General features: G+C 45.7%; 10 protein-coding genes. 5 read left to right on the top strand and 5 right to left on the bottom strand.

Translation table 11 applies throughout. The features are described 5' to 3' along the window. Positions 1 to 100: 100 nt before the first annotated feature. From ACTHQF_RS15920 to trhO, 4 genes are read right to left on the bottom strand one after another with little or no spacing between them, the layout of a single operon-like run. Entirely contained in the window at positions 101 to 3,004 is a 2,904-nt protein-coding gene (locus ACTHQF_RS15920) for a ligand-binding sensor domain-containing protein (RefSeq protein ID WP_440431719.1), read from the bottom strand. 18 nt (positions 3,005 to 3,022) lie between these two features. Then, positions 3,023 to 3,805, bottom strand: coding sequence for a prolyl oligopeptidase family serine peptidase (locus ACTHQF_RS15915; protein ID WP_440431717.1), 783 nt, complete (start codon positions 3,803 to 3,805; stop codon positions 3,023 to 3,025). A 22-nt stretch (positions 3,806 to 3,827) separates the two neighbouring features. Further along, complete coding sequence (locus ACTHQF_RS15910) at positions 3,828 to 4,502, bottom strand: GDSL-type esterase/lipase family protein (RefSeq protein WP_440431715.1); 675 nt, start codon at positions 4,500 to 4,502, stop codon at positions 3,828 to 3,830. Between the two features lie 28 nt (positions 4,503 to 4,530). Beyond that, the gene (gene trhO / locus ACTHQF_RS15905) at positions 4,531 to 5,469 is read right to left on the bottom strand and encodes an oxygen-dependent tRNA uridine(34) hydroxylase TrhO (protein ID WP_440431713.1); all 939 of its coding nucleotides are present in this window, start codon (positions 5,467 to 5,469) and stop codon (positions 4,531 to 4,533) included. Between the two features lie 429 nt (positions 5,470 to 5,898). On the opposite strand from trhO, the gene ACTHQF_RS15900 reads away from it, so the two are divergent. Then, a complete protein-coding gene (locus ACTHQF_RS15900; protein ID WP_440431711.1) occupies positions 5,899 to 7,266 on the top strand; it encodes a M20/M25/M40 family metallo-hydrolase in 1,368 nt (455 codons plus the stop codon). Here the strand turns inward: ACTHQF_RS15900 and ACTHQF_RS15895 are convergent. After that, positions 7,263 to 9,713, bottom strand: coding sequence for a DUF5686 and carboxypeptidase regulatory-like domain-containing protein (locus ACTHQF_RS15895; RefSeq protein ID WP_440431710.1), 2,451 nt, complete (start codon positions 9,711 to 9,713; stop codon positions 7,263 to 7,265). The genes ACTHQF_RS15900 and ACTHQF_RS15895 overlap by 4 nt on opposite strands. 140 nt (positions 9,714 to 9,853) lie before the next feature. Here ACTHQF_RS15895 and kbl point away from each other — a divergent pair, with 140 nt between their 5' ends. The 4 genes from kbl to ACTHQF_RS15875 are packed head-to-tail and all read left to right on the top strand — an operon-like array spanning position 9,854 to position 13,092. Continuing rightward, positions 9,854 to 11,041 (top strand): glycine C-acetyltransferase, encoded by a 1,188-nt coding sequence (gene kbl, locus ACTHQF_RS15890; RefSeq protein WP_440431708.1) that lies wholly within the window; start codon positions 9,854 to 9,856, stop codon positions 11,039 to 11,041. Between the two features lie 27 nt (positions 11,042 to 11,068). After that, positions 11,069 to 12,106 carry a phenylalanine--tRNA ligase subunit alpha gene (gene pheS / locus ACTHQF_RS15885; protein WP_440431706.1) on the top strand — a complete coding sequence of 346 codons (1,038 nt, stop codon included), beginning with the start codon at positions 11,069 to 11,071 and terminating at the stop codon, positions 12,104 to 12,106. Positions 12,107 to 12,111: 5 nt separating this feature from the next. Beyond that, complete coding sequence (locus tag ACTHQF_RS15880) at positions 12,112 to 12,516, top strand: hypothetical protein (protein WP_440431704.1); 405 nt, start codon at positions 12,112 to 12,114, stop codon at positions 12,514 to 12,516. Beyond that, positions 12,517 to 13,092, top strand: a complete 576-nt coding sequence (locus tag ACTHQF_RS15875; RefSeq protein WP_440431703.1) for a TetR/AcrR family transcriptional regulator — start codon at positions 12,517 to 12,519, stop codon at positions 13,090 to 13,092. Positions 13,093 to 13,106 lie beyond the last annotated feature (14 nt).

Raw genomic sequence — 13,106 nt, 5'->3', positions numbered from 1 at the left:
TGTTGGGGATTTAACGTGTTTTTGAGAAAGGGGTACAAACCCTTGTTGGGTACTGGGTGTGAAGGGGTTTTTAACCCCCTGATGTAGTGTTGATGTAGTATTAAATGCTCATCAGGAACTCGGTGAGGTTCATATCATGCGGTATATTCAGCTTTTTCCGTAAGCGATAGCGGCGAATTTCCACACCCCGGAGTGAAATGTTTAACAAGGAAGCCATCTCTTTACTGCTCATATTCATGTGCAGAAAAGCACAAAGTTTAAGGTCATTTGGCACCAGTTCGGGGTGTTTTGTTTTTAGCTTTTTGAAGAAGCTATCATGCGCATCATTGAAGCTGTTTTCAAACAGTACCCAATCGCGTTCATCATTCATGCCTTCGGTGATGATCTGCTGAATTTTCCGTTGCTGATCTTCCGAGATCAACTTGCCGGTGCCGTCTTTCAATTTAGCAACTTCCTGACTTAGTTTCTGCAACAATTCATTTTTATAAACCAGGCTCATTGCCGAGTTCGCAAGTTCACGGTTCTTACTGGCGAGTTCGGCCTGCAGCTTCTCGTGTTCAAGTTTGATGATCTGCTTTTCGGTATGTTCTGCTTCCCGCTTCAGGAACTCATCTTTTTCCTTTTGCAGCTTTTCCGTTATCCGCTGTTTGTCCTGCAGCAGTTTGTGCTCGTATAAACGTTTGGATAGATAGGCCAGCCCAACAAGCAGAAGCAGGTAAATGAAATAAGCAAAGTTCGTGGCATAGAAGGGTGGTAGCACTTCAAATTCAAATACGGTAACCTTACTTTGTGTCTCGCGATCTATGGATGCACGCACCAGGAACCTGTATTTACCCCAGCTTAAATTGGTGAAATCTTTCTGTGAAGCCGTACTCCAATCTGACCAGTCTTTAGAATAGCCTTCCAGCTTGTACTGATACCGGACATTGGCATTGCGGTAATAAGGAAGGGAATAGGAGATACGGATGTTGTTCCTGCTGTAAGCCATCTCGATGGGATCCCTTGTGCTTCCATGTTCTGAAATTACCTTGTAGGTATCGGTTAGGTCATAGAGCCCACGGATCAGCACGGATGGCAGTTGTTTAACATCCTTGGTTGCAGCCAGCGTTGCTTCATTATAGACCACAAAGCCATCATCCGCACTGATCAGGTAAATGCCCTCACTGATTTTGCTGATGTTCTCGTAATACTGCACCATGCGGCCATCAAGTACGCTGAAACGTTCAGACTCAATTTTCGCTTTCCCCGGTACACTGAAATCGGCCAGGCCTGTCTTCCCGTGATTGATGAACCAATATCGGTGCCGGCCAGCTGGAATGATCTTGTTCGATCCCGCAAAGACCCCAAGTTCTTTGTTCAGTGCTGTATAGGGATTGAACTTGTTACTTACCTCGTCATAGAGGTAAAAGCCTTTATCGGAGGAAAAAATCAGTTTATTTTCAAAAGGAAATACATTGATGTTGATGTTATTGGGTAAGCCATTTTTTTCATCATAAGAAGTTGAAGCCGTTACTTTCTTAAGATCTGCACTTAAGGTAAGGCGGTAAAGGCCTTTATACGGGTGACTCACCCAGATGTCGCCTTTAGCATCCTGCTCTACATAGCGGGAAGGTTCCACGAAACCTTCGATCTTATGATGAAATCGCCAGATCCCGGAAGCATCTTTCTTAAATAACACCAAGCCATTGTAGGTGCCCTGTATTAGATATTCAGGGTCACGTTGTAGCCTGGTGATCGTCCAGCCGCCACTGGCTGTAGAAATCCGCTCCAGATTACCAGCACTTACGCGGAAAGTTCCGTCGTTATGCCCACAAAACAGCTGACCATCGATATTTTTCAGTTCCCATACTTGTCCCTGAGAGTTGGGGATCAGTTTGAAATCAAATGCATTTCCACCCTCCGGCGCCCAGCGGCTATAGAACAGCCCCTGATTGGTGCCCAGGTAAATGTTACCCTCGAAAATAAGACTGGAGTACACGGTGCCAAATTGCCCGACCTTATCAAAGTAGAAGTTTAAAGGTGAGTTCAGCTCAATGCGGTCTATACCATTATCCAATCCCAGCCAAAGATTTTGCTCCTGGTCGGCAAGAATGCTCAAAACGGTATTGTTCTGTAACCCGGTTGATTTATTCATCCGCTGAATGACAGCACCACTTTCGTCAAGGATCACCAAACCATTCAGAATCGTGCCGTATGCATAGTATTTGTTCAAGATCTTTGTTCCGTTATTCAGCTGGTAACGCTGCAGGAATTCATCAGCCTGTGTTTTGAACTGGCGGTAGCGCCGTCCATCATACAGGTACAAACCATTTTTTCGCGTCCCAATTAGAAGCTGCCTGTCCTTAAAGGGCAAAATGGAAAGGACATCTGAAGGATTTACCAGGCCTTCATTTTTAAGTGCAACCAGGCGATTACCCTGGAGTTCAAATAATCCCTGACCAAGCACTTCAGCAATATACCGCTTGCCCACCTGATGCAAGAACAGCAACGAACCACGATGTTCTATCACCGTAACCTTGTTGTCCTGAAAAATGTAGATCGCCGAAAACGATTGAAAGATGGTGCGCGTTCCTTCCGCATAGATCTTCCAGACTTCACTGTCTAAAGCATGTGTATTCGGAACCAAGCCCTTCAGCGAGGTATACTGCATCCGGTTATTTTTGATGCTCCAGTATCCGAACTCGGCATAGCTGCCAACGTAGATCCTGCCATTTTTATTAGCAGCGACCGATCGTACAATCTGCCGTCCAGGCATCTCATATTGTTTCCAATATTTGCCGTCGTAACTTAAGAGGCCCTCCCCGTTACCGAAGTACATTACCCCTTGTTTATCTCGTGTAATGGACCAGTTCTGATTGCCAGAACTGTACATGTCTTTGCTGTAGTTCTGGATGTAGGGTACACCAATGCGCTTGATATCTTCGGCAGCAAGGTTGCTGAAAATACTTAAGCAGCATACAAAGAACAAAAGAAAACGTCTGAAACCGTTTTTCTGAAATAACATCAATGATCTGAACCTTCTTTATTTTTTATGTGAGAACAGCCATGGCAGCAGGGTAGGCTCTGCAAATGCAGCATCCCAGCTGTTGTGATTGGCCTCCGGGTAATGGGTGTACTTCACCTCTTTCCCAATTATTTTAAGCTGATCGGCAATCTCTTTGGAGAACCTTGGATCAACAACATCATCTTTTCCACCATGAAAGATCCAAAGTGGAACCTTTTTGTATTTATTTACGTTCGCAAGGTTATCGCCACCGCAGATGGCAAATGCCGCAGCAAATGTTCGTGGTTTCCTTCTGAGCATCTCATAGGTACCCATACCGCCCATCGAAAGTCCCCCGATATACACCTGCTTTTTATCCGCATATGGCTTATCCAGAAAATTGTCGACCATGCCAAGCAGCGCATGCATTGCTTTAGTAGGCTTTCCACCTTTCCTGAATTCAAAATGACGTTTACCGAGGGAGTCTGTTGAAGCTATGGTGTTCGACCAATAAGAATCCCTTGTGCACTGTGGAAAGATCACGATTGCCGGAAATTCTTTTCTGATACCCGGTTCCAGAAACAGCTTTGCGCCATGAACCAGCTGTGCCTCATTGTCATTGCCCCGTTCGCCGCCACCATGCAAAAAGAAAAGCACCGGATATTTCTGTTTTGGGTCGAAATGCTCCGGAAATAAAACGCGGTATTGGATGGTGTCTTGTTTGTTGGCGTAAATACCTTTTACAAACGGTGTAAGATCCTGGGCATTCGACTTTATTGCCAGTGACAATAAAGTCAATAAGATCAACGGAAGTCTTTTCATCGCTAATGGTTAAGGATTAACTTTATGGTTTTAACAAATGTGGCAGAAGTGCCTTTTTCCAAATGTCGTAGCCCGGTTTTTTCATGTGTAACATGTCCTCGCGAAAAAGCTCCGGCCGGGTATTCCCATTTCTATCGAGCATTTTAGCATTTACGTCTACATAGACCGCCTTAGACATGGTCGCGATATAATCTTTGATCATGCTGTTCGCTTTCAAAAGGGTGTCACGATATTGCTGACGTGATGGTGATTCCTTCATGGAAAGATAAATCAATGGGACCTCTGGTTGTCTTTCCCTGATTTTAGTAACCAGCGTTTTAAAACGGTCAAAGGTCTCTGTTGCACTAACGCCCATCGCGACGTCATTTTCACCGCTATAGATCACCACTTGGCGAGGTTCATAAGGGAACACCAGGTAGTCGAGGTAGGTAATGGCATCTGCGAGTGTAGATCCGCCGAATCCACGATTGATCACCTGATACTTTTTGAATGTCTGCTCCGCATCTTTCCACATCCGTATGGAGGAACTGCCTACGAACACGATGCCGTTTTTCGCTGGCATAGCAAGCCTATCCTGTTTTTGAAAGGCTTCAATTTCTGACCAGAAAGGACGTGCATCCTGTGCAAGGGCCTTCAGCTGCAGTGACATGCAGGCCAGACAGATCAAAAGAATAAGGTATAGATTACTTCGCTTCATACTGAGGTATTTTCAGTAACGAAGGTAATTATTTCGCCGGAACTTTAACAGGTTGCGGTACTTTCACATAATATCCGGTACCATCATACGTGCGGCGGCGTGGGTTGCTGATGCAGGCATCACTGCAGCATCCTAACATCTTTTCGCCACAAGCATCACACTGTGTAATGTGCTCGTTGCACTCTGGATTAGCGCAGTTGATCATCTTCGGTGTAACCGTTCCACAGTTGTAGCATTTAGATACCACTGTTGGGTTTACCGTATTCACGTCCACGGCGATCCGGTTATCGAATACATAACATTTACCTTCAAAATCTTCTCCTTTTGCCTCTTTTCCGTACTTAATGATACCACCATGTAACTGATAGACATCGTTGAAGCCGTGATGCAATAGCAAAGCACTTGCTTTCTCACATTTGATACCGCCAGTGCAGTAGGTCAGGATCTTCTTGTCTTTATATTTCGCAAGCTCATTGATCTTATCCGGGAAATCCCTGAAGTTCTCCATGTCAAGGGTCACTGCGTTTTTAAAGCGGCCAAGGTTATGTTCATAATTGGAACGCACATCCAGGATCACCACATCTTCTTCGTGGATCATTTTTTTAAACTCTTCCGGCTCCAGGTGTTTTCCAGTCTGTTTATTCGGATCAATGATGGTCTTGTCGCGTAAGCCAGAGTGCACAATTTCTGCTTTGTAGCGGCAGTGCATCTTCATGAAAGAAGGCTCGGCAACATCGTCTATCTTAAACTCGGTTTTGGCGAATCGCGGATCAGCATGTATCGCCGCCATATAAGCTTCACAAGATTCCTTGGTTCCTGAAACGGTGCCATTGAGACCTTCGTCAGCGACAATGATCCTTCCGGTAAGGTTCAGTGATTTACAAAATGCAAGATGATCGGCGGCAAATTGTTCAGCCTCCGCTATTGGGGAATAGCAGTAATAAAGTAAGGTTTGATACTGTGTCATAAGTTATTGATACCGCTGCAAACGGCGTTAAAATGTTGCAAAAGTAAGTAAATCGCTGACGATTGTCAATAGCAAGGCCATTAACCTGGGCCGGGTTTTGAACTGGAGTGGTATTGACAAGGAGTTAACAAAGGGTTCGCAAGGCTTTAGCCTTGTCAAGGCCTTGTCAACCCCTTGTCAACCCCCTGTCAAGGCCATGATAACCACAGCCGGAAAACCTGTCACATACCTTTCTCATACTGTATATCTCATGTGCATAATTCTGTTACAATATAAATACCGGAACTGCTTGACATTATCAATTTGAATACCCTATCTTAGTTAGTGTAAAAATTACACCATTGTCAACCTCAACCACCTCTTATAGATTAATTTAAAATGCCGCCCCTGGGTGGCATTTTATTTTTTATGTTTAGGTAAATTATTCCCATGAAAAAAATTTCTACGCTCATTATTGCCTGTGGCTTGTATGCTACAGCGACTGCACAATCACCTGTTGTGATCAATAAAGACCCGGAGATTGCTGGTATGGTCACAGAAGTTTCCGCCGATTCGCTTAAAGCGCACGTGGAGAAACTTGTCAGTTTCGGTACACGCAATACCCTGAGTTCGCTTACCGACAAAAAGCGCGGCATTGGTGCTGCCGGCAGGTGGATCCTGTCGCGTTTTAATAGCTATGCAAAGACTTCTGGCGGGCGATTAACCGCCAAGCTGGACACCTCGACTTACCAGCCCGACGGCCGCCGTATTGATGTGCCTGTGCTGCTTACCAATGTGGTGGCGACCCTGAAGGGTTCTGATCCGAACGATAAACGTATTTTCATCATCAGCGGGCACATGGATAATATGCGTACCAACGTGATGGACCGTACGGGTGATGCACCTGGTGCGAATGATGATGGCAGCGGCACCGCGGCAGTTATGGAATGTGCCAGGATCATGAGTAAACACAATTTCCCGGCTACCATAATTTTCGTGGCCGTATGCGGGGAAGAGCAGGGGCTGTTGGGCTCCGGTTTTATGGCACGTAATGCCAAACGCGATAACTGGGAGATCGCTGCGGTATTGAACAACGACATTATGGGCAGTAACAACAGCAATGAAACGAACATCATCAACAATACACAGGTTCGTGTTTTTAGTGAGGGACTTCCTGTTTATGAGCTGGATGCGAAAAAGGCTGCAACCATCCGGTCTATGGGGTTGGAGAATGAAAGTCCGTCGAGGCAGCTTGCCCGTTATGTGAAGGAAACCGGCGAACGTTACGTGGACAACCTGCAGGTGATGATGATCTACCGCCCAGACCGTTTTCTGCGCGGTGGCGATCATACGCCGTACCAGCAACAGGGCTATGCAGCTGTGCGCATCACCGAGATGAACGAGAACTTCTATCACCAGCACCAGGATGTACGTAAGGAAAACGGGATTGCATACGGCGATCTGGTAGTGTATATGGACTTTGAATACCTGCGTAAGAATACCGCTATGAACCTGAGTAACCTGGCTAACCTTGCGAAATCGCCTTCCCTGCCGCAGGAAGTTAATATGCTGGTTGCTGGACTGGGCAATTCAACAAGTTTAACCTGGAAAGCACCGGCAACCGGTAAAACAAAGGGCTATTATGTACTGATGCGTGAGACTTCCAGTCCGGTATGGCAAAAGAAGTTCTTCACTGCAGAAACCAACATTAAGCTTCCATATTCCAAAGACAACTACTTCTTTGCCGTACAATCACTGAGTGCGGACGGAAACGAAGGGCTGCCTGTGGTACCAGGTGTACTGCGGCAGCCGCGCTAGAAGCCGTATGAAATGCGGAATCCGTGTTGCACTTTCTTGTTACCATCATAGGCAAAGCCATAGGTTGCACGGAATATCAACCGTTGCAGCCCGAAGTAGTATTCCTTGTAATTCTTTTTGTCGGGCTGCGTCAGGAAGTTAACGCCGATCAGTTCTTCCAGCTTTAGCTTCCTGATGACCGGTAATTTATTCATGATCAATCCGGCGAAGTTCTGCTCAAAATGGGCTTCGAAGTATTGCTGATCCGTGCTGTATTCGTAGAAATCCAGAAACTGGAACTTGCGCAAATTCGGCAGGGTGGTCAGGGAGTTGTTACCACGGAAGTGTTTACGATCCGGGTAGTACACCGTTTCACGGTTCAGGAATTTACCGGCACTGATCATAAAAGAAGAGAAGCCCCATAAGCCTTCGCCAATGCGCTCCTGTGATATTTCAAGGTTCAGCAGGTCGTAGTCCGCGTCACTACCAAATACGTTTTTGATACCTCTTCTATAGCTTAGCTGTACCTCCGGGTATCTGGATTCCTGGTAAAACTTGCCTTCAGGACGGGTGATGAACCTGCGGCCGATGTTGTAGGTTAAGGTGGCACGAGCTGTCAGGGCCTTGTAGTCAGGGAACAATGGTATTTCCGCTTCTGGCGTGAATGGGTTATTGGAAGTGAAGGAACGGTCGCTGTATTCAAAGAACCTAAATCTGGTATTGTTCATCAGGAACCTGTTTTCCGAATATTCCAGGTTTACATTACCCTGTAATCCGGTGAAGATTTCCCTGGATGTACCTGCGGAAAGGAACGACTTCCGGTATAATTTCATGAAGTTTCGTTCGAATAACAGGTTGTTCAACGAATTTGATAGCATCGTCATGGTGCCATAACGGTTTAGATCGTACACACCGGAACCCACACCGAAGTTTATGCTGGCCCTTTTTGCCGGGTTGTAAATGTAGGTCGCGTTCAGATTTGCGGTGACCGTCTCCGAGGCGAAGCCGTATCGGACTTCAGGGCGTATGGTATAGGAGCGGTAGTTAGAGAGTTCTTGTAGATAGGTGAGCCCGTAGTTGATACCAATGCCCTCCACTGTATTGTAAAACATGGACTTTAACACCGGATCCAACTTCAGATAGCGCTTGTCGTAACGGTTATTGATGCTATGACCGCTCAACAGGAGTCTGCTGACGGAGAATTTATTGATGCTCCGCTCCAATGAATCGAGGTAACGTTTGGAAACTTTCAGCTGTTCGATCTGATCTTTACGGATATAGTCTGCCCGCTCTTCGGATGTTAGCGGAATTGGCCGGTTTTCCGCCCAATAGATCGAATCCTTTTTGTTTACCGTTTGCGGTACTTTCAGCAGCTCGCCGGTAAAGAAGCCTTTTGGGAAGTTTGGGCGCAGGTTATACTGCGTGTAAACGCCAAGGTAGTAGCCCTCGAACTTAAAGCCCATCACATTACCATTAAATTGAAAATTAACATTCGAAGGCATGTAGGCATTATCGACTTTGATAAACTGCTGTTTGATGTTCAATGTATCGATCAGGTTTACCCCGGTGTTTTTAGTCAGGTAAAGTTCTGCACCCAGTAAGCGCCAGCTGTCATCGGTGATGTACATGATCCCCCGGAATACGGGGTCATGTTCTCTGCGTGGAATGACCTGGATCTTGTTGATGGTTTCGCCGCTGTGGGTAGACATACCCAGGAACTTATAGTTGTAATAAAACAGGGCATTATCTGCCAGTGGAGAAACAAAGCCACGGGAACTTAATACGTTTTCCAGCAGCATGTTATTGTAAAAGTTGATGTTCAGGTCTGAAGCTTTGTTGAAACTGAAGGCATTATTCCGGCCTGCAACCTTTGAAGAGATCATTTCTTCGTGAATTTTGTCGGGCTGCTGGTAGTTGTAGATGGACTGTGATTCGGAGAGATAGAGGATGCCTTTGCGGTTGGTATCCAGATCCAGCGTTTTCTGTATGTCCCTGCCGAAGAACTTTTTAGGTGCGCCAACCAGCTTTTGAAGGCCTTTGATGTAGACATTACAGCTGAATTCCTCCACTTCCTCCAGGTGTGCTTTTCTTCTTTTTATGGCCTGCCGGATGATCTCGTAGGCAGGGTCTTCCGCATTGGCGGAGATGGTTACCCCCTCCAGCGTGTAGGTTTCTGTAGGCAGGACCACGTCTTGCCTAAGCCCTTCGGCTGGGTTTATCGTGATCTCTACTGGTTTAAACCCGATAGCTTTGTATAACAGGGTATGCTGTCCTGGGTCAACCATGATGGTGTACACCCCGTCGATATTTGCTGAGGTGCCTTTACTTGTTTCTTTAACGTAAACAGAAGCGAAGGAAACCGCTGCACCCTGAGTGTCTTTAATCGTTCCACGAACCTTAATTTGTTGTGCATGGACTTGCTGAAAACCTGAGAGAATTAGTAAGAAAACGAGAAAGAGTTTGTTCATAAATGAATTAAGAGGCCGTTTAATGCCCTAAAGATATGCGTTAACAGCATCTCCTGTATGAAAGTTTGACAACTCATCATGATTAGGGTTAGCAGCAAAGGTGGGAATTGCCTAACTTTGGTACATCAATATAGACATTTATGTACAAAACACTGCAGCCGGTTCTTCAACAAGAACTAGAACAAATCGAGAAAGACGGATTATACAAACGTGAAAGAATCATCACCAGTCCCCAGGGTGCCGATATCAAAGTGAGCACTGGTCAGGAAGTGATCAATTTCTGTGCAAACAACTATCTTGGGTTATCATCAGATCCAAGGGTTATTGAAGCCTCAAAACAAGCATTGGATAAACATGGTTATGGGATGTCATCCGTTCGATTTATTTGCGGTACGCAGGATGTGCATAAAGAATTGGAAGCAAAGTTATCCAGCTTCCTTGGTGCGGAAGATACCATCTTGTATGCTGCAGCTTTTGACGCGAATGGCGGTGTTTTTGAGCCCCTGTTCAATGATCAGGATGCCATCATCTCCGATGAACTGAACCATGCTTCGATCATCGACGGTGTGCGTTTATGTAAAGCCAAACGTTTCCGGTATAAACACAATAATATGGCCGATCTTGAAGCGCAGTTGCAACAAGCTAAGGGCTGCAGACACCGGATCATCGTGACCGATGGGGCATTTTCCATGGATGGTACCATTGCGCAGCTAGACAAGATCTGCGACCTGGCAGATAAATATGAAGCTTTAGTGATGATCGATGAGTCGCACTGCTCGGGGTTTATGGGTAAGAACGGTCGCGGTACACATGAGCACTATGACGTGATGGACCGTATTGACATCATCACCGGAACATTGGGTAAAGCGCTTGGCGGTGCTTCAGGTGGTTTTACTGCCGGCCGTAAAGAGATCATCGATATGCTGCGCCAACGTTCAAGACCTTATCTTTTCTCCAATACTTTGGCTCCGGGTATTGCGGGCGCTTCAGTAGCGGTGCTGGACATGCTGAACGAGACGACAGCATTAAGAGACAAACTAGAATACAACACCATGTATTTCCGTAAGAAAATGACGGAAGCGGGTTTTGATATTAAGGAGGGTATTCACCCGATCGTACCGGTAATGTTATATGATGCCAAGCTTGCACAGGAGTTTGCCGCGAAGATGCTTGACGAAGGTATTTACGTGATTGGTTTCTACTATCCGGTTGTTCCGCAAGGAAAAGCCAGGATCAGGGTACAGTTATCGGCAGCACATGAGCAACATCATTTAGATAAAGCCATTGAAGCTTTCACCAAGGTTGGTAAGGACCTTGGAGTAATATAATTCTTTTTTAAGCAGTATATTTGCGGCATGTTACAAGACAAGATAACACAATACACAGCGGAGATCAATGCATTCAGCACGACGAATGCGGATGAGCTGGAGCAATTCAGAATAAAATTCCTTGGTACCAAGGGGATAATCAAAGATATATTTGATGCGTTTAAAGCCGTTTCACCAGAGGAGAAAAGAACGCTGGGTAAGGTGTTAAATGAATTCAAGCAACTTGCAGAAGCAAAATACCAAAGCTTAAAAGAAGAGAGTAGTCAGGAGCAGGGCGGCAAAGATGCCGGTATGGACCTGACCTTACCCGGCGAAGGATTTGAAGTGGGTGCCCGTCACCCACTTGCATTGGTTCGAAGAGAGATTGTGGAGATCTTCAATAAACTTGGTTTCATCGTTGCAGAAGGACCGGAGATTGAGGATGACTGGCATAATTTCTCGGCCTTAAACTTCCCTGAAGAGCACCCTGCTAGAGATATGCAGGACACGTTCTTCATCAAAAAGGGCGGTGAAAAAGGGGATATTGCCCTGCGTACCCATACCTCTTCGGTACAGGTGCGGATGATGGAGCATGGTAAACCGCCTTTCCGGGCTTTGATGCCAGGCCGGGTGTACCGCAATGAGGCCATTTCTGCGCGTGCACACTGCTTCTTCCACCAGGTAGAAGGTTTATATGTTGATGAGAAGGTTTCTTTTGCTGATCTGAAGCAAACGTTATTTTACTTTGTGCAGGAGCTTTATGGTGAAGGTACTAAGGTGCGTTTCAGACCATCTTACTTCCCCTTCACAGAGCCATCAGCAGAGATGGACATCAGCTGTACGATCTGTAAAGGTGATGGCTGTCAGCTGTGCAAATACAGCGGCTGGGTGGAAATTTTAGGCTGTGGTATGGTTGACCCGAATGTTCTGGAAAACTGTGGTATCGACAGCAAGAAATACAGCGGTTTTGCTTTCGGTATGGGTATCGAACGTATTGCCAACCTGAAGTTCGAGATTAAGGATCTGCGTCTGTTCTCTGAAAACGATGTACGTTTCCTTAAGCAGTTTAAAAGTGCATTAATTTAGACGTATTGTGCAAGCCTAAGTATATATGGTTGCTGTTGCTGGTATTGCTAAGCTGCTCGAAAGGGGAAGGGTATGTGCCGGAGATTCCGCTAAACTATTCGCTTACCATTCAGCAGTTTAACATTCAGGCAAAGAATGGTATCTATGAGGTGCCTGATGTGGGTGTTGCAGGCCTGCTTATTGTTGCTACCGCAACAGGTTATAAAGCTTATGACCGCTGCAGTCCTGTTAATCCGGAGAATTTGTGTAAGATTGTACCGGATGCCGGTGGTATTACCGTTACAGATCCTTGTACCGGGGCCAAATGGTTACTGATGGATGGCAGTCCACAGAAAGCCCCGGCAGTTCACTATTTAAAAACGTATACCGTCCGCATTCAGGGCAGTCAACTAATACAGGTCACTAATTAAATGGAACCAGAAAAGATTAAAGAAAGCATAATTAGGGCCGCAAAGGACTTATTTCGCAAATATGGCTATCATAAGACCAGTGTAAATGAGATTGCCAAGAAGGCGCGTATCGCCAAGGCTACCATATACAAGTACTTTGAAAGTAAGGAGCAGATTCTGGACGCCATTCTGATGGACTACCTGGATTTGAACCTGAAAGAGATCCTGAAGAACAAAGCCCAGTTTACCAATGAGGAAGCCCATCTTACTGCATTGGTGATGAAAACCTGCCGGTTAACCTATACCGTGTGTAATGAATTTATCGGTTGGGATTTCGTTCGCGAAAATGCCAACTCGCAGGAGTTTCTGAAACATTTATCGGATCAGTTGGAATCGCTGCTATTGGCAGCATATCTGGAACTGGATCATTTTAAAAACAATCCTTCCCGACGTGAGGGCCTTGCATTTTTGCTTAAAGCGAGCAAAAGCATTGTATTTTCATTTGCATTTACCTCCGTTAGCGAGTCTGACGTTAGAAAAAACTTTGTGAGTTTCCAAAAAGATCTGCTTCCATTCTTGGTTAAAGCTGCTTTATAAATCTTTGTAGCAGG

The organism is Pedobacter sp. SAFR-022 (assembly GCF_051965375.1).
Taxonomy (GTDB): domain Bacteria; phylum Bacteroidota; class Bacteroidia; order Sphingobacteriales; family Sphingobacteriaceae; genus Pedobacter.
Note: the sequence above shows the minus strand (reverse complement) of the source record. Positions and strands in the feature narration are given on the sequence as shown.